19 protein-coding genes are annotated in these 24,481 nt (G+C 50.5%); 13 read left to right on the top strand and 6 right to left on the bottom strand.

The features are described 5' to 3' along the window. Nucleotides 1–142: 142 nt before the first annotated feature. The 6 genes from AC0QH1_RS04505 to AC0QH1_RS04480 all read left to right on the top strand — a co-directional run bounded on the left by AC0QH1_RS04505 (nt 143) and on the right by AC0QH1_RS04480 (nt 6,678). Complete coding sequence (locus AC0QH1_RS04505) at nt 143–1,474, top strand: hypothetical protein (RefSeq protein WP_324629694.1); 1,332 nt, start codon at nt 143–145, stop codon at nt 1,472–1,474. 108 nt (nt 1,475–1,582) lie between these two features. Beyond that, entirely contained in the window at nt 1,583–2,344 is a 762-nt protein-coding gene (locus AC0QH1_RS04500) for a PspA/IM30 family protein (protein WP_324629697.1), read from the top strand. A 536-nt stretch (nt 2,345–2,880) separates the two neighbouring features. Next, entirely contained in the window at nt 2,881–3,648 is a 768-nt protein-coding gene (locus AC0QH1_RS04495) for a PspA/IM30 family protein (RefSeq protein ID WP_324629693.1), read from the top strand. Between the two features lie 217 nt (nt 3,649–3,865). Next, nucleotides 3,866–4,189 carry a thioredoxin family protein gene (locus tag AC0QH1_RS04490; protein ID WP_324629692.1) on the top strand — a complete coding sequence of 108 codons (324 nt, stop codon included), beginning with the start codon at nt 3,866–3,868 and terminating at the stop codon, nt 4,187–4,189. A gap of 39 nt (nt 4,190–4,228) precedes the next feature. Continuing rightward, nucleotides 4,229–5,416, top strand: a complete 1,188-nt coding sequence (locus AC0QH1_RS04485; RefSeq protein WP_324629691.1) for an LL-diaminopimelate aminotransferase — start codon at nt 4,229–4,231, stop codon at nt 5,414–5,416. A gap of 440 nt (nt 5,417–5,856) precedes the next feature. Continuing rightward, nucleotides 5,857–6,678 (top strand): NF038130 family PEP-CTERM protein, encoded by an 822-nt coding sequence (locus AC0QH1_RS04480; RefSeq protein ID WP_324629690.1) that lies wholly within the window; start codon nt 5,857–5,859, stop codon nt 6,676–6,678. A gap of 263 nt (nt 6,679–6,941) precedes the next feature. Here AC0QH1_RS04480 and AC0QH1_RS04475 read toward each other — a convergent pair whose 3' ends face one another. After that, the gene (locus AC0QH1_RS04475; RefSeq protein WP_324629689.1) at nt 6,942–7,550 is read right to left on the bottom strand and encodes a hypothetical protein; all 609 of its coding nucleotides are present in this window, start codon (nt 7,548–7,550) and stop codon (nt 6,942–6,944) included. Nucleotides 7,551–7,690: 140 nt separating this feature from the next. Between AC0QH1_RS04475 and AC0QH1_RS04470 the strand changes: the two genes are divergently transcribed. From AC0QH1_RS04470 to AC0QH1_RS04460, 3 genes are all read left to right on the top strand, one after another. After that, the gene (locus AC0QH1_RS04470; RefSeq protein ID WP_324629688.1) at nt 7,691–7,825 is read left to right on the top strand and encodes a hypothetical protein; all 135 of its coding nucleotides are present in this window, start codon (nt 7,691–7,693) and stop codon (nt 7,823–7,825) included. A gap of 151 nt (nt 7,826–7,976) precedes the next feature. Further along, complete coding sequence (locus AC0QH1_RS04465; protein WP_324629686.1) at nt 7,977–8,216, top strand: hypothetical protein; 240 nt, start codon at nt 7,977–7,979, stop codon at nt 8,214–8,216. A gap of 40 nt (nt 8,217–8,256) precedes the next feature. Next, complete coding sequence (locus AC0QH1_RS04460) at nt 8,257–9,021, top strand: HpsJ family protein (protein ID WP_324629685.1); 765 nt, start codon at nt 8,257–8,259, stop codon at nt 9,019–9,021. A 272-nt stretch (nt 9,022–9,293) separates the two neighbouring features. Here AC0QH1_RS04460 and AC0QH1_RS04455 read toward each other — a convergent pair whose 3' ends face one another. Together AC0QH1_RS04455 and AC0QH1_RS04450 are read right to left on the bottom strand one after the other, a co-directional pair. Then, complete coding sequence (locus AC0QH1_RS04455; protein WP_324629684.1) at nt 9,294–11,114, bottom strand: M3 family oligoendopeptidase; 1,821 nt, start codon at nt 11,112–11,114, stop codon at nt 9,294–9,296. 304 nt (nt 11,115–11,418) lie between these two features. Further along, nucleotides 11,419–12,186: a CPBP family intramembrane glutamic endopeptidase gene (locus AC0QH1_RS04450; protein WP_324629683.1), complete on the bottom strand. Its 768-nt coding sequence runs from the start codon at nt 12,184–12,186 to the stop codon at nt 11,419–11,421. A gap of 228 nt (nt 12,187–12,414) precedes the next feature. On the opposite strand from AC0QH1_RS04450, the gene uvrC reads away from it, so the two are divergent. Genes uvrC through AC0QH1_RS04435 form a run of 3 tightly spaced genes read left to right on the top strand, consistent with a single transcriptional unit; the run spans nt 12,415 to nt 15,069 of the window. After that, complete coding sequence (uvrC, locus tag AC0QH1_RS04445; RefSeq protein ID WP_324629696.1) at nt 12,415–14,358, top strand: excinuclease ABC subunit UvrC; 1,944 nt, start codon at nt 12,415–12,417, stop codon at nt 14,356–14,358. Continuing rightward, complete coding sequence (locus AC0QH1_RS04440; RefSeq protein ID WP_324629682.1) at nt 14,355–14,942, top strand: hypothetical protein; 588 nt, start codon at nt 14,355–14,357, stop codon at nt 14,940–14,942. The genes uvrC and AC0QH1_RS04440 overlap by 4 nt, the downstream gene beginning before the upstream one ends. Further along, nucleotides 14,923–15,069, top strand: a complete 147-nt coding sequence (locus AC0QH1_RS04435; protein WP_324629681.1) for a hypothetical protein — start codon at nt 14,923–14,925, stop codon at nt 15,067–15,069. The genes AC0QH1_RS04440 and AC0QH1_RS04435 overlap by 20 nt, the downstream gene beginning before the upstream one ends. Before the next feature lie 219 nt (nt 15,070–15,288). Here the strand turns inward: AC0QH1_RS04435 and AC0QH1_RS04430 are convergent, their stop codons facing one another. Next, nucleotides 15,289–19,026, bottom strand: coding sequence for a helicase-related protein (locus AC0QH1_RS04430; protein ID WP_324629680.1), 3,738 nt, complete (start codon nt 19,024–19,026; stop codon nt 15,289–15,291). Between the two features lie 223 nt (nt 19,027–19,249). On the opposite strand from AC0QH1_RS04430, the gene AC0QH1_RS04425 reads away from it, so the two are divergent. Beyond that, nucleotides 19,250–19,870 (top strand): chorismate lyase, encoded by a 621-nt coding sequence (locus tag AC0QH1_RS04425; protein ID WP_324629679.1) that lies wholly within the window; start codon nt 19,250–19,252, stop codon nt 19,868–19,870. A gap of 93 nt (nt 19,871–19,963) precedes the next feature. Here AC0QH1_RS04425 and purF read toward each other — a convergent pair whose 3' ends face one another. Both purF and purL read right to left on the bottom strand, forming a co-directional pair. Then, nucleotides 19,964–21,487, bottom strand: coding sequence for an amidophosphoribosyltransferase (purF, locus tag AC0QH1_RS04420; RefSeq protein ID WP_324629678.1), 1,524 nt, complete (start codon nt 21,485–21,487; stop codon nt 19,964–19,966). Beyond that, a complete protein-coding gene (gene purL, locus AC0QH1_RS04415; RefSeq protein WP_324629677.1) occupies nt 21,484–23,964 on the bottom strand; it encodes a phosphoribosylformylglycinamidine synthase subunit PurL in 2,481 nt (826 codons plus the stop codon). The genes purF and purL overlap by 4 nt, the downstream gene beginning before the upstream one ends. Between the last annotated feature and the right edge of the window lie 517 nt (nt 23,965–24,481).

Raw genomic sequence — 24,481 nt, 5'->3', positions numbered from 1 at the left:
AGCCGCGTACAGGGGAAAGATGGTTATCAATATTGCTTCAATTGAAGCCCTGTTGGGCTGCTGTTTGTGTAAGGGGAAGGATTCCTCCCCGTGCATGAATGACAGGGGTTTCCATCCGTCCCTTTACCAACCCTAATTTTCGATGAATCAACACTCAGGAAAACCAACCCCCTCCACATCGTCTCAAACCCCCCGGTTAAAATCCGGGTTGCAAGCGGTATTGGAAAGCTTAGACGTGCAGCTCGAGGCAGAATTAACCCGATACCGACGCCAAAAGCGCGGCGAAACCGTCGAACCCGGGGAAGGGCGCAACGGTTGGCAAGCCACGCAACAGAACTCCTTAGATTTAATCACCCTCAGTCCGAATCACAGCAGCAGCGATCGCCCCCTAGAGGCTCCCCCACAGCTCAACTCGAATAAAGCCCTCGAACTGCCCGGATTTGTGGAAGGGCAATCCAAAGGGGAGAGCAATGGCAACGGTTCTAACAAGGTGGTGCGATTAGCGATCGCTCCGGAGAGCGAAAATGGCGAATTAAGCGCGCGATCGGGTGAAAGCTCCGCCAGTGCCTCTGCGGAATCCAACCCCCCGAAGGAGCAAACCAGTGGCGCTTTGATTTCCACCTTCAAACCCGCCACCCCGGATGATTATCTCGAATCCTCAGAAAAACTCGTCAAAACCTTAGACGAACAAGAAGCCAAAGCAACAAAGCGTCGTTCTCGCCAGGACAAAGACGCCTCCCAAAACAGCTTGTGGACTCCTTTAGGCATCGGCTCGATGTTGCTGTTTGTGGTTGCCAGCGCCACGTTAATCTATGTACTTGTCAATCCTCCGGAGAATTCCACGGTAGGTGCGGGTGGGACTACGGTGGACAGTGCCAGCAATTCCGACCCTGGCAAACCGGAGTCGATTTCACCAGATTTAACCGATCCGCAATTTGAGCCATTAGATTTGGAACAGTTGGGAACGATTCAGGAAGAACCGGCCACCTCGTCAGCACCGGTGGGGGAAACTGGGCTTCCGGAAGTGCCGGTGAATTCCCAAGCTACCCCGGCACCGGCAGCGCCAAGGGAAACGCCCAGCAATTCGCCGGGATTGAGCAATCTCAACACCGATTATCTTACCCAGTCGGCCCAGCCGGCGGATTCTTTGCCCCCCAGCAGCACTCAAGGATCCGAGCCAGCACCGACAAATAATGCCGCCGGAGAGATTCCCGCCACCAGTGTCGCGCCGAGTCCCGCACCGGGAGCCTCAGTCAGCACGCAATCATTTCCCAATTTTTATTATGTGGTGATGGATTATCAAGATAGTGAGAGCTTATGGAATGCAAGGCAGGTGGTGCCGGATGCTTACGTGCGCGAATTTCCGATTGGGGTAAAAATTCAGGTGGCGGCGTTTGAAGATGAGGCGTCGGCGAAGATGATGGTGGAGCAGATGACCCAGCAAGGGATGAATGCTCAGGTGTATCAGCCGTAAGCCAGCAGTGGTGTCCTGTGCGATACCATAATATTAAAGAGCGCCCGAGGTCTGTGAAGTCCCCGAGTGGCCAAGCGCTCCCAAACTAGGAAAAAAATGGAGTTGTTTATGGGATTGTTTGACCGAATCATCAGAGTGATTCGCGCCAACATTAATAGTTTGATTAATAAAGCTGAAGACCCGGAAAAGATTCTCGAACAAACCGTCATGGACATGCAAGAGGATCTGATTCAACTTCGGCAAGCGGTGGCGCAGGCGATCGCGACTCAAAAACGCACCGAACGTCAGTTTTCGCAAGCTCAGTCTACGGCAGATGAATGGTATCGCCGCGCCCAATTGGCCTTGCAAAAAGGGGATGACAACCTGGCCAGGGAAGCCCTGACGCGGCGCAAGTCCTACCAAGATACTGCCAATGGGATGAAGGCGCAAATCGACCAGCAAACGGCAGTGGTGGATAACCTGAAGCAAAATATGCGCGGGTTGGAAAGTAAAATTGCCGAGGCGAAGACGAAAAAAGACCTTTATCTGGCGCGGGCGCGATCGGCGAAAGCATCCGAGAAACTCAATGAAATGCTAGGCACTGTAGGCACCGGTGGGGCAATGGCGGCGTTTGAGCGCATGGAAGAAAAAGTCATGCAACTGGAAGCGCGTTCTGAGGCAGTTGCCGAACTTGGAACCGACGATCTCGATCGCAAATTTGCCTCTCTCGAATCCGGTGGGGCGGTGGAGGATGAACTGACATCGATGAAAGAAGAAATGCTCAGCGGTAGCCAAACCCAAGGGCAATTGACCGGATCTGCTTCTGGGGGGAAAGATCCCGAAATCGAAGGAGAATTGGAAAAACTGCGATCGGAAATGGAAGACTCGTGACGGGGCGGGTTTCCTTCCCCCCGCACTCAGGGGCGGGCCACTGGTGGGGAAAACTTGCCTCGGTGGTCACTCCCGGGGTGGTAGAACGGTAGCGGCGATCGCTATGGGTGACGTTTTAGCGTAAAGTTGCCTATAATTAAAGCGCAAAGACATACTAGAATATCATATTTATCTGACACTGAAACTGTTTAAACTGACTTGACCCGCGCAAGTCTCCAGCCCCAACAATCGCTCTATTCCTGATGTTGCTGCATCTACCGCCCCTGTGTCCCCTCGGACCGAAACGCCCACCAGCGCGATCGCTGTAGCTGAAATATTTCGGGCGCAACCGAGGAGGCGATGAAGTGTTGAAACGAGCAGAACTCTTCTGCTGCAACCGGAGCGATCGCCCGCCTTCGGAAAATCTGCGTGCATGAACCGCGCCAACCCGGGAGAGCGTTGTTACTTTCTCGTTGCCAGCGAGTACATTAATAGTAGAAGGCCGTCGGCCAGAAGCTAGGAATTATCTTGTAAACCCGAAAAGGAAACAGAAAATCATGGGATTGTTCGATCGCATTAGCCGAGTCGTCAAAGCCAACCTGAATGATATGGTCAGCAAGGCGGAAGACCCCGAGAAAGTCCTAGAGCAATCTATTATAGATATGCAGGAAGACTTGGTGCAGCTACGCCAAGCTGTTGCCAGTGCCATTGCTAACCAAAAACGCACTCAGAAACAGTACGAGCAAGCCAACAATGAAGCCAATACGTGGCAGCAGCGCGCTCAGCTTGCGCTGCAAAAAGGAGATGAAAATCTCGCCCGGGAAGCCCTGGTTCGCAAAAAGTCTCACTCGGATACTGCTGCGACACTGAAAGAGCAGCTCGATGGGCAAATCAATCAGGTAGAAAACCTGAAGCGCAACCTGATCGGCTTGGAAAGCAAGATTTCTGAAGCCAAAACGAAGAAAAACATGCTCAAGGCGCGGGCACAAGCTGCCAAGGCGAACGAACAACTGCAAAGTACCCTGGGTTCGATTAATACCGGTGGTTCGATGGCGGCGTTTGAGCGCATGGAAGAGAAAGTGTTGCAAATGGAAGCGCGCTCTCAAGCGGCGGCGGAAATTGGTGGATCCAGTCTGGATGACCAGTTTGCTCAACTGGAAGCCGGCAGCGATGTGGATGACGAGCTCAGCGCGATGAAAGCCCAGCTCAGCGGGGCTTCTCCTTCGCAACAAGCCCTACCTGCCTCGGAAGAAGGCGGCGGCGCGCAGAAGTCTGAGGTGGATGACGAACTCGATCGCCTGCGAAACGAACTTAACAACATGTAGGGTGTTGTTTACTTTCAATTTTTTGACGCCTCAAGCGGTTGTGCGGTGGCAAATTGCCCCAGGTTACTTTCAGCTAACGCTTGAGGCGTTTCCCATTGCCACTTGAGTGTCGCGAAATATTAAGTTTTTTTAAGAATTATGAGATTGTGACTGCCGAGGGGTTATCTAGGGGTCGGCTTGCAGATAATCTAGTAATGAGTGATTTATAGCGGGTGGCATGAGCAGCATTAAAACAATTACCGATAGCGAATTTGATGTAGAGCTAGAAAAAGCCACAAAGCCAGTATTGGCCTACTTTTGGGCGAGTTGGTGTGGCCCTTGTCGTCTGGTGTCGCCTTCCGTGGAGTGGGCGGCAGATGAATATGGCGATCGCCTGAATGTCCTCAAACTGGAAGTCGATCCCAATCCAGAGGCGGTAAAAAAATGCCAAGTGGAAGGGGTGCCGGCCCTGAGACTGTTTCAAAACGGGCAGTTGATTGCTTCCCATGAAGGGGCGATTACCAAACAAGGACTCACCAGCTTCCTCGATACCCACCTGTGATACTTAATTTCCCCGTTCTCTTCTCCCCCGTAAATAGCCATGCAGTTTGCCAAACGTTTAGAACCTCTGCGCTCTAATGTCTTTGCGGATATGGATAATGCGAAGGCAAGGGCAAAAGCAGCCGGACATGAAATCATCGATTTATCTCTGGGGTCGTCCAAGCAACCCCCTGCCGAACACACGATCGCGGCGATCGCCACTTCCCTGCCGGATCCGGCAAGCCACGGCTACGTGCTGTTTCACCGCACCCAAGCCTTTCGGGAAGCTGCCGCACGCTGGTACACCAATCGCTACGGGGTTGAGGTGGATCCGCAAACCGAGGTGCTGGCCCTGATCGGTTCCCAGGAAGGCACCGCCCATTTACCCTTGGCGATTTTAAATCCTGGGGATTTTGCCCTGCTGATGGATCCAGGATATCCCTCTCATTCCGGTGGGGTGTATTTAGCCAGCGGTCAGATTTATCCGATGCCCCTGCAGGAGTCCAATGGGTTTTTGCCGGTATTTGAGGATATTCCGCCTGCGGTACTCGAACAAGCGCGGATGATGGTGCTGAGCTATCCGCACAATCCAACGACTGCGATCGCGCCGTTGTCCTTTTTCCAAAAAGCGGTTGCTTTTTGTCAGCAACATGACTTGGTGCTGGTTCACGATTTCCCCTACGCTGACTTGGTGTTTGAAGGTGAACCCTCGGCAGTTGCCCCGTCGGTGTTGCAAGCGGATCCGCAGAAAACCTGCTCGATCGAGTTTTTTAGCCTGTCCAAGTCCTACAATATGGGCGGGTTGCGGATCGGCTACGCGATTGGCAATCCGGAGTTGATTTTGGCTCTGCGACAGGTGAAAGCCGCGATCGACTTCAACCAATATCAGGGGATTCTGAATGGGGCGATCGCTGCTCTGAGCGGCTCTCAAGCTTCGGTGAAAGAGACGGTGGAAGGCTTCCGCGATCGCCGCAATGCCTTTGTGGGCGCACTCAACCGCATCGGCTGGCAGTTGCCCATGCCCCAGTCTACCATGTACGTTTGGGCGAAACTGCCGTCAGCCTGGGCAAACGATTCGGTGGCTTTTTGCACCCAAATGGTGGAGCAAACTGGGGTGGCTGCCTCTCCCGGTGCCGGATTTGGTAAAGCTGGGGAAGGGTACGTGCGATTTGCCTTGGTTCAGGATCCATCGGTTCTGGAACGGGCGGTGGAGCGGATCGCTGAGTTTTTGCAGGCTTCGGCAAGGTAAAGAAAATCCACTGTTTGAACCACCGATGGGGCTATCTCATCGGTGGTTTGCGTTATATATGCGGCAATTATCCGCCAAAAAATTCCCTTTTTTCCCTCACCGGCGGAAACTTTGCACAGTCTTCATAAAAACTTTATTCAACTCTACAAGAACTTTATTGTCACGCAAGAAATTCTCGGATAGGCTAGGATTAGTTGAGCCGGAAGGCGCGTCTCGATAAGCAAAAGCATGGGTTAAACCAAATTTATGCTGGCGCAGGGGGCAAGCAGTTTTCACAGGGTGCATGACTCGAGTAATTTAGTTCGATCGCCAATAAGATGCGATCGCGATCGCAGCCCCACTAAAAAAAGTAGAGTTTAATAAGAATAGAAAGCAGAGACAATCCGATCGCAGCCGGGACGACCCCGTTCAACTGACAGGAGTTACAGGAGACAAAGATTATGGCAGGACTTATCAACAAACTTTCGATCGCCGCCTCGGTGGCAGTGGGTATTGGAGCGATCGGCACCGCCCCCGCGCTGGCCGGCAGCCTGACCGACCCGCAAGTGAATGGCACTCATCTAACCTATGATGCAGACGATACCAACACCTTTCTGACCGACAATACGGCGCAGAATTGGCAAAAAGCTCTTTTGGGTGGAGGGAACATCGAACTTGGTGGTAACACCACACACGCCGGCACTGCAGACTTTCAAAATGCAACCACTCTCACCGGTTTGCTCAACGGACAAGAGATTACCTTCAGCAGTCTGACGGAAGATGACTGGAATAGCGATTTAGATGGCAACGGTCAGAGCTTAAAGTGGGACTGGTTTGACGCCGCTTGGAATAATTTGGACAGTGGCTTGAAAGCCGTGTCACCCACCCCGAATAAGGCCTTCGCCTTTTTCGGTTGGGGTATGAAAGGAGGCTTCCAACGCTTCAGCGACCCGAATATTGCCTCGGTGAGCCAAGATGAGAATGGCTATATCAATTTTGCCCTTGCCGGACACCTGAATCACGAAACGGGGTTAAAGATGAGCGAAGTGGTGAAGGTGGAGTACGGTGGCAAAACGGATTATTTCTATGCGTTCGGACAGGGAGAAGATTCGGGGTTAGTTGACAGAGCCGATGGCGTTTCTCACAGCGCACTGTACAGTTTCGGATTCCAACCCGAGGTTTCGGTTCCGGAACCTTCTACCATGCTCGGTTTAATGGCTGTGGGTGGTTTGCTGGCGGCGAGCAAAAAGCGCAAAGCAAATAAGGAAAATGCCGAAGTCTAGATTGGTGAGGAAATAAAGCAGGTGCGATCGCGCCTGTTTGGTTGATGCCTTCGCAGCGGATAAGGGTTGCGAAGGCATGTTGTTATCTTCCCACCAGAGCTTTGCTTTCCTAGGGCACTCTACGGTGGGGAATTGTTAGGGAGAGGTCGATCGCGCCAAATCGGGGCAATAAAAAAACCCTCCCGAAAGACAGGGTGGGTTGCACTTAAATAAAGATAAAAATGGAAATCCATCGTTGCCCTAGGTATGGATGTTTGTTCTTGCTATCCTTGTTGTAGGATATCGATATTCAGGGATTCGCTGGATCCTTGATTGAGGGTGGTGGGTAAGGGGAGGAAACTGCTGCCGGCGAGTACCGGAGTGGTGGGATTTTGTTGGCAGGTCAGGACATTTTGGCCGGGGACGCTGCTGAAGGCGGGACAATTGCCGTAGGTACAGGCTGAAGCGGCGAGATAGGCGTCGAAGTCCTTGTCTTTCACGCAGTTGGCCCACGCTTCGGGGTCGGTGCCGGATCCAGCACATTTAAAGGTGAGGGTTAAGCCAATGGCTTTGAGCGCACAACCGGCATCCACGGTACAACCGTCTTTCGTGTAAACCCCCAACCCGCTTGGCGTATCGGTTTCGGAATAGCTATCGCCGGCATATAAGCCATCCATTTGAGTGGGTTCGGCGAGAAGCTGGTCGAGGGTAATATTTAGATCCATAGCTATCATTTCCCCGAAGATTTGTTGCTCGAAGCTCAAGCCTTCATCGATGAGAGCTTGGAGGTCTGAATCGCTGTCGTCGCCTAAGGAGGGAAAGCTGGCGGCGGGTGCTGCGGTTCCCATTGCTAAGAGGGCTGCTCCTGCGATCGCGGCTAGAATTTGTTTCATCGGTAAATCTCTCAAAAAAAAATACTGGCAATAGTTATGAATATTAATGGCCGATTCGGTTCGATCGGACAAAAGTGGTTTTTCAATCGCCGAGGCTGCGCGTCGGAGTAGATTGCCGAATCGCATTCCTCTAGGAAGTTATGCCAGAGTTTTTTGCAGGGGCGATTGAGAACCTGACTCAGTGGAGTCTGGGAGAATTTGAGCGTTGTTTGCGCTGGTTGTACGTTCCCATCTTATCCAGTAAAAACCCCTTCGTCAATGGGTCAAATCAATAAGAAAGGGATCGACAAGGGGGAAGTTTTATGAAGTTTTGGTAAAGTTGTGGAAGCGATAGGAAAAACCGAGGGTGCGGAAACGAAAAGATTGCGATTGTTTAACCATTAAAAATAAAGTGTCCCATATCGCCAGGGAGGGCAGGGGTGGTTTTTGTTGGATCCAGAGAGCGTTTGGCGCGGGGAGGTGGGAAAAGGGCTGTGGGGGATGAAGCGATCGCGCCGGGGAATTACCACAGAAGCGATCGCCTGGGCAGTTTTCTTCCGATCGCGTCAGGGGGTAGACTCGGTGCAGGGTGTATTGTCCATCGGCGGCGGCGATCGGGTTCGGAAGGGGGTTAAATCCTTCAGGGTGGGGGCTTCTGGGCGTTCGAGTCGGCGTTGCAACGATTGAAGCTTGCTATAAAGGAAACAACTATTTGGGTCAATTAGAGATGAAAGCAACCAATCCTACGCAAATTTCCCTGAGAGCTGCCCAAGTGCTAAAATTAGCGGGGCTGGTGTTAATTTTAGTGTCGGCGATCGATTATATAATGCTACCGATTCCCCTACAACTGGGAGAAGTGGACTGGCGGGTGAGAATGACCACGGAGTTTGTGGAACGGGGTATCGTTCCCCTTCTCGGAATGGGGTTGGTATTTGCCGGCTATGCGTTTGAGAATATCGTCGGGGTAGCCTCTCCACCGCGCAAACCTTGGTCGGATTTAAAAGCGTGGATTTTTTTAATTTCTACTATTTTTAGCATTGTGTTTTTGCTATTAGTGCCGTTACATATCGCGAATGTTTTTGCGGCGCGATCGCAAACCTTTGCCCGAATCGAGCGAGAATCGATTCAGACTGAAGAACAACTCGAAAGCCGCTTGCAACAACAACAAAACCAAATTAATGCTCTGCTGTCGAACGATCCGAATCTGAATGATTTTGTCAGTCGCGATGGCTTGAGTGCAGAACAATTAGCGCGGTTGGAAGAGTTTCGCGAAGATCCAGAGGCTTTGGAAGAACAAATCGAACGGATTCGGGAAAATTTGAAAAAAGAAATTGCCAAACGCAAGCAAGAAGCCGAATCCAGCGCCACTCTAGCAGCGCTCAAGTCTAGCGTGCGAATTGGGGCGAATAGTTTGCTTTTAGCAAGCTGTTATATTGCGATTGCTTGGGGAGGATTAAAGAAGAAAAAGCGAGTTCAAAGACCGAGGGGCTAAGTGTTTTTTAATGGCGATCGCCTCCAGCAGACGCTTTCTAGAACGTGGGTGCAATCAAAAGTAAGGGTGCCAATTATGCAAGTATATTTATTCCGGAGAGGCGGTAGCGCTGGTAGGCGTTTCCTCCTGGGGGAACGAGCGATCGCGATGCAGATGAAATGTAGGGGCACAGGGCACGCCCTGTGCCTACAGGCGGTGCTAGGGAGAAAGTTGGGATTGGCGCTAATCCCGAACCAATGCTCTAGCACTTTTCCACAATTCGCCGCGATCGCTTACAAACTGGCTTGCAGTTTATCTAACAATCCCTCAATGTAGTCTAGCGCACTGGCGATGGTTTCGGGATTTTCGATATCCACATCCACATATTTCCGCAGGGCTTCTACTTGATTCAGACTGCCACCGGCTGCCAGTAATTCCAGATATCCGGGAATAAACTCCTTGCCGATTTCCCGATATTTCTGGTAGCAAGCTAAACTGACAATATTGGAGGCGGTGTACTGATAGCAGTAGAAGGGTTTGAAGAAGATATGACCGATGCGCGCCCAGTCATACTGATGTTCTGGCAGTAATTCCACCGCATCGCCGCAGAGTTTGCCATAGAGTTCCATCCATTTCTCGTTGACGAATTGGGCATCGAAACTGCCTTGTTTGGCGCGATCGTGAATTGCCATTTCTAGCCGACTAATTGTGCTTTGCCGGAACAACAAATTAAGCTGATCCTCTAGCTGGCGAGTCAGCAGGGATTTCATCAGCGACTTGTTATCGGTAGAGGTTTTCAGCAGGTAATCCAACAGCAGCAGTTCGTTAAATGTGGAGGCAATTTCTGCCAAAACCAGGGGCGGATTGCTGTTATAATAGGATTGTGCGGCATCGATCCAGGCAAAGTGCAGTCCATGTCCCATTTCGTGGGCGAGGGTAAACAGGGAATTGTAATCCTCGGTGTAGGAGAGCAGCAGATAACTGTGTTTGCCGTGAGAATAGGCGCAAAAGGCACCGCCGCGCTTTCCGGGTCGCACTTTGGCATCGATCCAGTTTTTCAGGAAAAATTCTTCTGCCCGTCGGGCATAGTTGACGTCAAATTCTTGTAATGCTGCGAGCAAGGTTTCCACCCCGGCATTATATTTCACTGGGGGTAGGGGTTCCTCGTCTAAGCGAGTCCAGGGGGCGTAGATATCGCAGATGCGGATTTTTTCACCCAGTGCCTCGCCTTTGAGTTTATAATAGCGATCGAACAGTTCAAAGCGACTGGCAGTGCCTTCCATAATCGCGCGGAAGACCGATTCGGAGACTTCATCGGCCAACAATTGCTTGTGCAAGGTGGAGGGGTAACGCCGCATCTGACTTTCGATGCGATGGTCTTGGGCGATCGTGTTGACCACGAAGCCATATAGGGAGTTGTGCTGTTTGAGTACCTTTCGCACGGATTGGTAGGCATTATACCGCACGTCTGGTGAGGGATGAAACAGCAGGGCGCTGAGTTCGGCTTCTGTGCTGGAGGTTTTGCCGTCGGGGGTGGTGACGGGTTCGTATTCTTGTTCCCCGAGGTGAACCGATCGCAGTTGTATGAAGGCTTGTCGTCCCGTGAGACTGTCTTGGTTGCGGGTTTGTTCGATTTCTTCCGAGAGTTTGTGCGGGCGAAATTCGGCAATTCGCTGCAAGTAATGGGTATAGGTTGCCAATTCTGGGGCGGCGAGTAAGCCCTGGAATTTATCTTCAGTAATTTGCTGTAGTTCTAGGTCGAAAAATAGCAGTTGGTTCTCGATTTCGGTCAGGGCTTCCATGACTTTATCGAGAAATTGCTTTGCTTCGCTGTTGCGGGTATCGGCGGCAAAAATCAGGGACGGATAGGCATAAACGTAGCCGGATTTTTGCCCGATGCTTTCGAGTTGGCGCAAGGCATTGGCGATGTCTTGCGGGTTGAGTGCGGCTACTTTCCCCCGATAGGCGCGGCGAAACTCATCGGCGCGTTGTTGGAGGCTATCTAAATCTTGATGGAGTTGGGGGTCGTCGAAGCTTTGGTAAAGGTCCGACAAGTCCCATTCTTGCGGGGTTTCTAGATTGGCGATCGCTGGCGATTGTGGGGTTTGAACCAAAATAACCCTCCTTGGTGCTGTTTTTGCTTACTGTTTTATTATGATAGATTTTTTTGACATAGGAGTTACGCAATGGGTCGGGAATTACGCTCAACCTAGGAGAGGGTGGGGATTTCCCCGCCTACCAGTCTTCCGAAAGTGGGCTAAAGGCGGTCATTTTTAGCCTTTCTGGAATTTGCGGTTGACAAAAGCACGTTGGTGGGTTACTATTTTACTGTGGGAATCTGTGCCGCCATATATATAGCTAGATTGAACCCGCATTTTCCCCTTTTCCAGAGTCACGAAGGGTGGGGGTTTTATAAGATTATTGAGCGAAGAATTGTAAGTAAATTGCGGTTTCGATGAGGGCGATTAAATTATTTAGCCCATGCATGGCGATGGGAACGTAAATCGACTGGGTTTTCAGCCGCGCATAGCCGAGAATTAGCCCGAAGATGGCGATGATAAAAATATAGTAGGCGTCATATTGCAGGTGAACGATCGCCCAACTCAGTGCAGAAATGGCTAAAGCGCCGGTATTTCCCAAGGGAGAGGCGCGAAATCCCTCAAATAAAAAGCCGCGAAAGAAAATTTCCTCAAAAATGGGTGCGACGATCGCCACGGCGAAATATAATAACGGTAGAAAGCCCGCCGTTTGGTAAAGTTTGACGGTCCATTCCGGGACAATGGGAGGAGGGAAAAAATAGGTGAGGGCGTCAGAGGCGAGGAGAAAGGCGAGGATAATTAACAGCCATTTTCCCAGTTGTTTGGGGTTTGGTTTTTTCAGGCTCAAATACTCTTCCACGGGATAATTTTCTCGCATCTTGGCAAACCACCAGGTTAACCCGAGTCCCACAGTGCCAGAGGCAATAAAAGCTAAGGTATTTAACAATCCGTTTTCCGATAAGCTTTGCAGTTTTTCTGCATTAATATCCCCGAGGGTATCTACACTCAAAACGAGGAATAAAATCGATACGGCAACTTGAGTGAGTAAGTAGGCGATCGCCACCACTACAGAAAATCCAATTGTTGCCCCGATTCCCCAAGGTCCTGTAGGGCGTTGTTTTTTGGATTGGTCTAGGTCATTGGTCATTGGCCAGGGTTCCTTTTGAGCCGCAAATTTACCCAGTTTAAATAGACTTTAGCAGAAAAAACGCCGTTGTCAAGTGCAGTTGACTACAATTTGCAGCCTACCTGAAAAAGCAGCCGAGGCGCAAGGGGTTTTCGCCCGGTTGCCGCTGGGGTGGATTTGCTAAAATAGAACCAGAAGCCTGGAGGGTAAAAAAAACCTTGAAAATTGGTAAATTAACAACTGATGGTGATGCAATCTAGCCAAACCGAACCGCTGCTGAAAAACCCCGATCGCCTGGAACAGCGACTGCAAGAAATCCCGCCGGATCCGGGGGTGTATTTGATGCGAGACGCCAGCGATCGCATCCTTTATATTGGCAAGTCGAAAAAACTGCGTTCTCGGGTGCGGTCTTATTTCCGCGCTTCCCAACCTTTGAGTCCGCGAATTTCCATGATGGTGCAGCAGGTAGGGGATATCGAATTCATCGTCACCGATACTGAAGCGGAAGCGTTAGCACTGGAAGCCAACCTAGTGAAGCAGCACCAACCGTATTTTAACGTATTGCTGAAAGATGATAAAAAATATCCCTATTTGTGCATTACTTGGTCGGAAGACTATCCGCGAATTTTTATCACCCGCAAGCGCAAACGCAGCAGTGCAAAAGACCGCTATTACGGCCCTTATGTAGATGCAGGAGTATTGAGGAGTACCGTGAATTTAGTCAAGCGCATTTTTCCGTTGCGCCAGCGTCCCCAACCCTTGTTTAAAGACCGTCCCTGTTTGAACTACGATATCGGGCGCTGTCCGGGGGTTTGTCAAGCGTTGATTTCGCCAGCAGAGTATCGGCAAATCGTGCAAAAAGTGGCGATGGTGTTTCAAGGTCGAACGGAGGAATTAATCGAGATATTAACCGCGCAAATGGAAGCGGCGGCGGCGGCGTTAAATTTTGAACAGGCGGCGAAGATTCGCGATCGCATTGCTGGGTTAAAGTCGTTGAATGCGGCACAAAAAGTTTCTTTGCCTTCGGATACGGTGTCTCGGGATGCGATCGCCCTAGCAAGTGATGGCGATCGCGCTTGCGTGCAGTTATTTCAAATTCGGGCCGGCCAATTGGTGGGACGGTTGGGATTTGTGGCGGAATGCGGGACGACTTCTGCCACAAATCCGGGGGATGAGATGGAGTTGAGGGGAGAAAATGCCGGGGAAAAAGTGGCAGAATTGGGGTTAATTTTGCAGCGGGTTTTAGAGGAGCACTATCAGAATGTGGAGTCGGTGGAAATTCCCACGGAAATTCTGGTGCAGTATGAGTTACCCGAGGCGGAAATGTTAGGGGATTGGTTGAGCGATCGCAAAGGTCGAAAAGTGGCGATTTTTGCGCCACAACGGCAAAGCAAAGCTGAATTAATTGAGATGGTGGAAAAGAATGCCGACTACGAATTAGCGCGGATGAAACGACTGAGCGATCGCAATACCGAAGCGATGCAAGATTTAGCAGAAATGCTGGATTTGCCGGAATTGCCCCGTCGTCTGGAAGGGTACGATATTTCTCACGTACAGGGGTCGGATGCGGTGGCGTCGCGGGTGGTGTTCCTGGATGGTATGAGCGCCAAGCAGCACTATCGTCGCTACAAAATCCGCAATCCAGAAGTGCGATCGGGTCATTCCGATGACTTTGCCAGTCTCGCCGAAGTCATCCGTCGTCGCTTCCGGGAGGCGGCAAAAAGCAAGCAGGAAAGCGGGCAAATCGACCCCAGGGCCGAGATGCCGGATCTGGTAACGATCGATGGGGGAAAAGGTCAACTCTCGGCGGTGGTGGAAGTGCTGCGGGAGATGGATCTGCTCTCGGATGTAGCGGTGGTGAGTTTAGCGAAACAGCGTGAGGAGGTCTTCCAACCGGGAGAATCTTTGCCCGTGAATGCGGATCCGGATAGACCTGGGGTGCAATTGTTGCGACGGTTGCGCGACGAAGCGCACCGATTTGCCGTAACATTTCACCGCCAACAACGCACAGAACGAATGCGGCGATCGCGCTTGGATGAAATTTCCGGGTTGGGATTTGAACGGCAAAAACGATTGCTGGCGCATTTTCATTCCATCGACTATATTAGTATTGCCACTCCTGGGCAACTCGCTGAGGTACCCGGAATTGGGCCGCGTCTGGCACAAGAAATTTACGATTATTTCCACCCATGAACGTAAATCCGAAAATCCTGAAACGCGCGATCGATGTGGCGATCGGCACTGCGATCGCCTTGGAAATTGGCATTATCATTATTTATCTCGGCAGTATTTTGCTGACGCGACAACCGTTTTCCTTCTTTGATATGGATGGTCGCATGACCTTTTCCACGGTATTTCAAGCGCTGATTATTCTGTCGATTAGCTTGATTTTTTTCGGGTTAGCTTGGGTACCGAGAACCCCTTCCGAACGTCCGACGCGCCGTTTTTGGCTAACGATCGCCGCTTTGATTTTTTACGCCGGATTGGACGAACTGTTCAAACTGCATCTGGGATTTCATAGTTTAATTCCCATTGTGGGAACGAAATACTGGATTGTGATTTATAGTTCGTTAATTGTCATGGTAGGCATCGGGTTTTACCGAGATTTTAAATCGGTCTGGTATTTTTCCCGCACTTGCATGCTAATCGGTATAGCGGGACTGGCGATCGCGATTTTTGGGGCATTTTTCTGGGAAATTTTCAAATACATTCTTCTTGCAACCCCTCCTGTCCTTGTTTTTCCCCAATCGCACATTTGTGGCGTTTTTTGCGGATAAAGTCAGAGTCGCCCTAGAGGAAGGATTTGAAACCCTGGGGGAAATCTTAATCCTCTATTCCGCCTTACTTTACCTCGTGAAAAAATTAGAACAACGCTATCCGGTAACGCCGGACAAGTTGCGCTGATTTTAGCATCAAAATCCTTTTTTTATCGACTAAATGCATGGATTAAAACGATCCAGGGTAGGGTGTGTGACCCCCGGGATGCGGTTGTGCAATGTCCCCCGCTCCAATTCGGGGGGTCACGCACCGAAATGCATGGAATCCAACCCACTATTTAAAGAAAGGTTTGCAACCCGGATTTGTATTATATCATATTCGCCGGAATCAATGTAAAAAAAGCGGTTAATCTCGCGACTCTTTAGCTAAAATTAGGTTTAGCACATTTAACTCGGAAGAATTCAGCAAATACTTATCGGTAAACATTTTTTCCCGCAGTTGTGCTAAGCTGTAACTTCTAAAAATCAGGAAGGGAAATTCGCGATATTTTCGCCCAATGGGAAGTATGTCGTAAGAGGGATAAAGGGAATAAACATACCGAGAGAGTAGGGTTCGAAATTCCCTGTCTTCTTCCTCGTGGGGATTGGTCTTAAAATATTCGCTCAGTACGTTAGGTTTAACTAAGGCAAATAACGGTAAAGCATAATAGCGATCGCTGTTTTCGCTGTACTGTTCGAACCATTGGGTGCGATCGCATTGTCCTTCGAGTAACTTCACCAACTCCATCGCCCCGTCTCGAATTCCCGATCGCAGATTTTCCGCATATTGCGGACTTCGGCTAATCTTATTCATTTTTTCCAGCAGTTGGCGATTCGCATACCTTCTAATCTGCTGTTCCAAACGAATTTCGTATATTTCTTCTAAACGCTGTTTTATCGGAACCACGAGCAAATTCCCCGTCAGATGACCCGCTTCCAAATTGCCAAATGCCAATAACCGATCCAGGGAACCTCCGAAATTGGCAAATTCGCGCTGGAAATCTTTTCGCAACGACAGATAAGAAACACACTGATTTTCTGATGCTTTTTTCTCCTGAATTAACAGGAATTCTGCTGTTTCGAGAATTCCTTGCAAACTGCTAAACACATCCCGTAAAATTTTATGACTCGGTTTGCGACGATACTCGTTTTTCAATTCTCGAATTAAATTCGTCATTTGCCCGGTAAAGGTGGTTCCGGCGGCGGAAACCGATTTACCCCCGATGGGAATCATCAAACAGTCTTTTCTTCCCAAACGTCCCGCGCCCCAAATCCGGGTCATTATCGAAATTTTCAAAATTAGCAGAATATTCAACATGCTGAGGATGCTTTCTTGCAGAGAAATTTTTCGCTCTTGGGCGTAATTATCCTCAGACATTTCCAGCGTTTTCGGGTAATAAATGGCGCGATCGCATAAATAAAAACACAGAAACTTGTCCTCATTGTCCAGAGTTTTAACATTACCATCCTCCCAATATTCTCCCCGCGCCCGATAAATCACCTGAATCACCTCCATCAGGTTGCGTTCGATTTGAAAGCGGGGAATTTCCACCAGAATGTGCTTTGCTTTGGGAAACGACAACCCGCGACTGGCGGAAGAGGTCATAAACACCACTTGTACCTCTTGTTTGTAGTATTGGATTTTGCGTTTTTCCGCTTCCGAGAGATTGGCGTGAATTTCCAAATAATGCACATCCGGATCGAACTGCTGGCGGCGATCGCGAATAGTTTCGATGAGTTCTTGCAACCGCCGTTTATCCTGAACGTACACCAACAGTTGACCTGCTGCGGGATTATCTAACAACCCGAGAATATCTTCCGTAATTTTCCGTTGTACTGCTTGAATTAACGGTTTTTCTTTTGCTTGAAACAGTGTCGGTTTAAATTTCACACATTGGAAAAACACCTTATACGTGACTTGCAAACTTCGCGCCGGATAAGAGTTGGCATTAATCACCCTTGCGCCTAACTTTTGCTTTTGCTTAAACTGAAACGGTTGCATTGAAAGTGATGCAGCAGGTTGTTTTGCGAGGCGAAAATAAATTTTATCCGGTTCTGGTGAGGTTTCCGAAAGATGCTGATGGATAACTTCCGGGTCTACAATCGAAGCATCGGCGACAATGACTTTCGTATTGAATCCATGCTGTGGGTCGGTTAGTTGATATTGGTGCAACCACTTGTCAATTCCGCTTAAAAACGATGCGCCGCTATCGTCGCCGGTGATTTCATCTACCATGATAAAAATATGCTTAATGCGCTGGGAAATTTGGCGTATTTTTGCGGGAATGACTCGGTTATCTCTGCTGTTGTAGGCAGATTTAAAGATATTTGTTAAGTGGTCTAGGGTGTTTCTTCCGTTGGGAGTGACGCGCAAGGACTGAATGGAAACGGTGGCGATAATAGTGTTGGACAAGTTGTCGGCGATCGCGGTATGAATTCCCTCGCAAATTGTCTTCATTACTCCGGCGCAACGCTGACCGCGATCGCGAAACCTATCCTCGGTAATTTGCTGTAATCGGGTAGAATTCTGGTGCATATTCGCGGGATTGACATTGGCGGCGTTAATAAATTGGAGGGTATTGGCGGTAAAATTATTTTGCCGTTGATTAGACTGATAGTGAAGCGTCGGACGCCCATTGTTGTCTTGAATAATCACCGAATTAGTGGTCAGGGAAAATAAGCGATCGTCGGAGAATTGTCCCGTTTGCGGCGATTTGAATTTTTCGATAATATCCAGGTTGACTTGTTTGCGCGGACTGACGTAGAAAAATAAAAAGCCTTCGTTGGTGTGTGCTTGCAGGAAGTTGGCGATCGCGGTAGTTTTGCCAATTCCGGGATTCCCGGTTAAAAAGAGATAGGTATCTGAAGAAACCAGGGATTTTTTAATTAGTTCCGCATGAGCATTTCGCAGGGTTAACCCGGGTGGAATTTGCAACTGGGCGGCTAATTCTGGGGAAATGGTTCCCAGGGAGTTGAAAAAGTCGGCAATGCATTCTTGATGAACCACCTGGGTGATGCGATCGCCCTTTTCTGCTAAAGGTTTTTCCGATAAAGCATTCACCAAGGTTTTGCCATTGTTAAAACTGCGCGCCGCACTTCGCTGAATCTGCTGCAAAACCTGCTGACGGGCGCGGTGGATTTCTGACTGTGGGGGTTCGTTTTTATAAATTGTAGCGCAGGTGGCTAGCACATCGAGATTTTCCGGATGTAGGGCGATGCTGTTGACGTTGCGATCGCTATATCCCACTACATTAAACATCACAGATGCATCAGCGGGCAATCGGGCATTTTCTTGTAAAAAGTTATAAAAGCTGTGGGCGTAGGAAGCAGCTTGAATTAATTTGGTACTTTCTTTATCTTGGCGCTTAAATGCGGTAAAATATTGTCGGAGGTCTTTGGAAAAATCCACCCCCAGTTCCGGCGTCGTTCCCGTGTCGATCCGCAGCTTGGAAAATACACTTTTCGAGCGCAGATAGCTCAATTCGCTCATCAATAATTGCCGCATCACTTCTACATTATCTAACGCTAAGATATCTTCGGCAGATTTGACCGAAAAGATAGATAAATCCACGCAGAGAATGCGAAACTGCTGACGATAGCGCAGGAGCATCAAGGTATCGGATCTGAGAAATTCGCCTTTTTTTGCGTATTGGTTAATTATGCGATCGCGATGATTGATTTCGCCAAACTGAGATAATAATGCCTCATATTCCTTCTGTGCGGCTTTGCTGTAGGTGCCGATGCTGTTTTCTCCAGAAAAACTGCACTGATAGTAGAGAATTTCTAACCGTTTGAGCTGCTTTTCTTGCAATCCCATCGAATGCAGGTACTCGCGGAAAAAGTTCAACCCTGCCAGAAAGCCTTTTTGAATAAAAAATCGGCTCCATTGTTGGACGATATCGATATTTTTTAATTCGATGAGTTTGCTGTCTTTTACAATGCGCTTGGCAATTTTCCGGAGTTGCAGTTGTTGCAAATCCTGCCGATATTTGTCTGCGAAATGGTGGGAGATGGCGTATCGGTCTATATAGGCAAGAATGCCGATATTAAATCCGACTTCAAACAAACGCCCGAGTTGTTCTGCGATATTGGTTTTTTGTGTCATCCGCTAAAGTTGCTATATAAAGTTTTTATGATACCATATTTTGCGTCGGGGGAAGTATTTGGTGGGGGTTAATTTTTCTGCGCGAATCAGGGATAATTTCTGTAGCATTGCGGGAGGGAAATGATGCGCTGAGAATGGAGGGGATGGGATTTGCTTGCTATTGGGGAGTTAAGGGACGCAAAGCGATTGACAAAGGGCGTTATGATGAACTAGGCGTTAAGTTATGTTAAGACCCTTGAGTGCAACATCGAGAACGACAGATTCTGCGACCCTACCCAAAAGCTGGTATGCCCTCAACCCGATTTGGGAAGGAGGGGAGGAGGTGGTGCGGGAGGGACTTCCCCACGATCGCCTTGCGCCGGCGTGGCAGATTTTATTGCTTGGAGACGGTTCCCCCACTCGTCACCTGAAACTGCTTACGAGAAAGCAGACGGAAGTGGATGTAATCGATATGTCTCCGATTGGCATGAGCGCTGATGGCGCGCCGGATCCGATCGCCTCGGTGCCCGGCCCGAGACTGCGGCGACAGGTGTGGCTACGCACAGAATCCGGGCAGCGGTTAGCCTATGCCGTTTCTTGGTGGGAGGCGAGTCACGTGGACGAGTATTTACAAAACCGTTCTATTCCGATTTGGGAGAGTCTTTCGCGCTTGCACACGGAACTCTATCGAGACGTACAAGGGATTCACTACGGTGATTCAGAAGCGTTAGAAAAAGCCTTTGGCGAACCTGGACCGTTTTGGGGAAGGCATTACTTATTTTGGCATCGAAAAAAGCCCTTGACATTAATTTACGAAGTATTTTCTCCGTATTTAACCACCTATCTCGGGCCGACCAAAAAATAAGAATTAAGAATTAAGAATTCAGAAATTATCTAACAACTGTTTTTTCAATTCTTAATTCTTAATTCTCAATTTAACCCATTGACCGATGCGAGTTTACGCCTTGGCCATTTTTTCCAGAATCAGTTTAGAGCGTTTGACATTATCTGGGATAGAGATGGGGTAATCCCCGGTAAAACAAGCCGAACAGAAACTATTCGGGTCTTCGTTGGTGGCGTTTAGCATTCCCTCCCAACTGAGATAGGCGAGAGAATCGACGCCGATTTTCGCCTTAATTTCGGCCACGGATTGTGTGGCGGCGATGAGCTGATCTTGAGTATCGGTATCGATACCGTAGAAGCAGGGGTGAGTGACGGGGGGGGAAGAAATTCGCATGTGAACTTCCGTGGCACCGGCATCGCGCAGGGCTTTAACGATTTTATAGCTCGTGGTACCGCGCACGATAGAGTCATCCACCATCAAGACGCGCTTGCCGACGAGGACATCTTTGAGGGGGTTAAGTTTCATGCGGATACCGGATTCGCGCATACTTTGGGTGGGTTGGATAAACGTGCGTCCCACATAACGATTTTTGATCAATCCTTCCGCGTAGGGGATTTCCGATTCTTGAGAGAACCCGATCGCGGCGGGGATACCGGAGTCTGGCACGCCGACGATGATATCCACATCGGCGGGAGATTCCCGGGCCAGTTGGCGTCCGATCCGCAGGCGATAGCTATACAGGGTTTCGTCATTCATCATGCTATCGGGGCGAGAGAAATAAATCTTCTCGAAGATACAGAGTTTGCGCTGTGGTTTTTGGCTCCAGTGAAACGAGGCGAGACCTTCCTCAGTAATCCAAACCAGTTCGCCCGGTTCCACATCGCGGAGGTATTCGGCACCGATGATATCGAAGGCGCAGGTTTCCGAGGCGAGGACATAGCGTTTGGGGTGGGTATTGAAAAAGCCGATCGCCAAGGGACGGATGCCGTGGGGGTCCCTGGCTCCCATGACCCCTTGGGGAGTTGCGATCGCCAGACTATAGGCTCCCTCGCACTGTTGAAATGCGCTGATAGTGGCATCTAGCCAATCTTTGCCCTTGTCTACTTCCAACCCGATCGCGATCGCGATCATTTCCGAATCCGTCGTTGTCACTAGATTGCAATTCTGCGCCGTGAGCTTGTGGTGCAGGTTCGCAGTATTGACAAGATTGCCATTATGTGCTAGTGCTAAAGCTCCCAAGCGGGTGTCCACCACTGCCGGTTGAGCGTTCAGCACCCGGGAAGATCCGGTGGTGGAATAGCGGGTATGTCCCACCGCCAAGTCCCCGGGCAAGCGTTCCAGAATTTCTTCGTTAAAAACTTGGGACACTAACCCCATATTTTTATGTAGATGCACCTGACGATTGCGATCGAAGGTAGCAATCCCGGCAGATTCCTGACCCCGGTGCTGCAGAGCATACAACCCAAAATAGGTCAGTTTTGCCACATCTTCGCCCGGAGCATACACCCCAAACACGCCACAAGCTTCTTCTGGTTTATCCGGAAGGGGTGAAATGTCGGCAGTGGTGCTTTCGTCTGGGTCGCCATTGACAATATTTTTCGATTGCGCGTCAGAGGGCTGGGGATGATTGGAAATCATGCTTCGGCTTCGCTCCTGTTGGGTATAGTCGATTGACGGGGAATGTCCGGGTTTGCAGACAAGCGGCGTTCGATGGCATTAGACCAGCGATCGCTCATCACTGTCATACTAACCTTGATTAAGGGAAGGTTATCAACCGTAAGAACCCGTAAACCCATATCGGATCCTTCGACACGGCCAATTTTTTCCCAATTTTCCCCTAACTGTTTCTGTAGATAAGATTCCCAAATTGCCACATGATGCGACGATACAGAGACTACAATTCGGGCACCGCCTTCGGCGAATAAAATTTCATCCCAGCGTTGGGTCGAGTTTTGGATTTCTGATGATGCGGTTTCGCTTTCCTTATCTCCCCCTTGGAGCGACAAAGCGATCGCCGCTCCCAAATTGCCGCCAATGCAGCTTTCCGCCAGGGCAACCGCCAATCCGCCTTCCGCACAATCGTGAGCCGATCGCACCCATCCTTGGGCGATGCCATAGCGACAAGCCTCCTGGACCTGCCGTTCCAAATCATAATCCACCCGAGGCGGTTTGCCGGCCACCAAACCGTGAACCCCCGCCAAATATTCCGAACCCCCCAGAGACAGGTGAGGCAATTGAGAACTCACCGGCAATCCCAACAAATAAATCGTATCGCCGACGCTGTGCCATCCTTGAGAGCAGATGCGTTCGAGGGAAGCGATCGCCCCCACCATGCCAATCACCGGCGTGGGATAAATCGGCGTCGGATTCCCATTAGCATCCAGAGTTTCGTTGTACAGGGACACATTCCCCCCAGTCACCGGGGTACCAAATTCCCCGCAAGCTTCAGCAATGCCCTGACAAGCGGACGCCAATTGCCAGTACCCCACCGGTTTTTCCGGACTGCCGAAATTCAGATTATCCGTCACCGCCACCGGTAAGGCACCCACACAACTGAGATTGCGCGCCGCTTCTGCCACCACTGCCTTTGCCCCTTCATAAGGGTCGAGATAAACGTAGCGGGCATTGCAATCCACCGTAGCGGCGACCCCACGGGTGTAGGGCGTGGCGGTATCTCCCGTGGCGGCTGCCCCGGAAATCCCCGTAGGGGCGGAAAACTCTTGCGGACGCAAGCGCACCACCGCCGCATCGGCACCGCCGGGAATCATCATGGTGTTGTTTTGCACTTGGCGATCGTATTGTCGGTACACCCACCGCTTCGAGGCGATCGTGGGGGTATCTAACAATTGCAGCAGGATATCATTCCAACTGGTTTGCCCCCCCGAGAGTTCGATTCCCCCTGGATTGCAAGGGGGCAGCGCATCCGGGGTCCAGGCCCAGGCTTTTTTCGCATACTCTGGCGCTTCGCGGGGCACTTCTCGATGATAAATCGGCGTATCGTCAGCTAATGCGGTGGAAGGTACATCGGCGGCGACTTGCCCGTGATAGAGAATTCGCACCCGAGGTTCTGGGATGACCTTGCCGGCGACTACGGCATGCAGTCCCCATTTGTGGAAGATATCGATCAGTTCTCCTTCGCGACCTTTTTCGGCGACGAAGAGCATTCTTTCTTGGGATTCCGAGAGCAGGAATTCGTAGGGTACCATGCCGGTTTCGCGGACCGGGACTAAATCTAAATCGAGTTCGATGCCCAGGTTGCCTTTGGCGGCCATTTCTGAGGTGGAGCAGGTAATGCCCGCCGCTCCCATATCTTGGGCGGCTACTACTGCGCCGGTTTTGAAGGCTTCTAGGCAGGCTTCGATCAGGGATTTTTCCAGGAAGGGGTCGCCCACTTGCACGGCGGGGCGATCGTCGGCAGATTTATCGGTGAGTTCGGCACTGGCGAAACTCGCGCCGCCCATGCCATCTCTGCCGGTGGTGGACCCGACGTAAAGCACTGGGTTGCCAATGCCGGATGCCCCAGATTTGACGATTTCTGGGGTTTCCATGATGCCTAGGGCCATGACGTTGACCAGGGGATTGCCGGTGTAGGCGGGGTCGAAGTAAACTTCGCCGCCTACGGTGGGTACGCCGACGCTGTTGCCATAGCCGCTGATGCCGGCGACGACGCCCTCGAAAATCCGGCGGGTGCGGGCATCGGTGAGGGACCCGAAGCGCAGGGAATTCAAGACGGCGATCGGACGCGCGCCCATTGTGAAGATGTCGCGCAGAATCCCGCCGACCCCGGTGGCGGCTCCTTGATAGGGTTCGATCGCGCTGGGATGGTTGTGGGATTCGATTTTAAAGGCAAGGCGCACTCCGTCTCCCAAGTCTACGATGCCGGCATTTTCCCCCGGTCCGACTAGGATGCGATCGCCTGTGGTGGGAAATTGTTTGAGCAGGGGTCGGGAGTTTTTGTAGCAGCAATGCTCCGACCACATGACGCCGAACATTCCTAATTCGGCTTTGTTGGGATGACGCCCTAGCCGTTTGACGATTTCTTCATATTCTTCGGGTTTTAACCCTTCGGCTGCTATTTCTTCTGGCGGAAACGGAGCGCTTGATATTGCAGACATGGATAGGCAGTTGCACCAAACGTACAGCAGATTTATTTTATCGGGATTTTTCGCGATCGCGCCGATTTACAGGTTTTCCTAACAATTGCCAGCGCTGCTCGCCCAGTTCGTTTCCCTCTTTCTCCGGCTCCTGGGCAACCCTCCCCGCCTCTGCGCCTCCCCGGCAGTCCATCTCCCTGCAAGCGAACCACCCCCTGTCAGCACACCACAGTACCCGGTCTCTCCCGATTTTTAGCATCATTCCAGCATGAAAAAAAATGGAATAAAAAAGCAGTTTAACTCGTTTAACTCGTTTTAACTCGTTCCTAGGCTCCCGCCTGGGAACCCCCTACCGAGGCTCCGCCTCCCCCTCAATAGCAAAATAATTTGCACCCTTGCTTATAGCAGTTCTCATATGAGTGAGGTAACGAATTTTTTACCTCGGAGGTGCAAACGCGGTGGGGACTATTCGGCTGCGGATCGCATCAAGCAACAGACCTGCTATATTTCACCACCACCACGCGATCGGTGGAAAAAA

The organism is Phormidium sp. CCY1219, assembly GCF_055795085.1.
The sequence above is the reverse complement of the archived record's forward strand: the minus strand, read 5'-3'. Positions and strand labels throughout refer to the sequence as shown.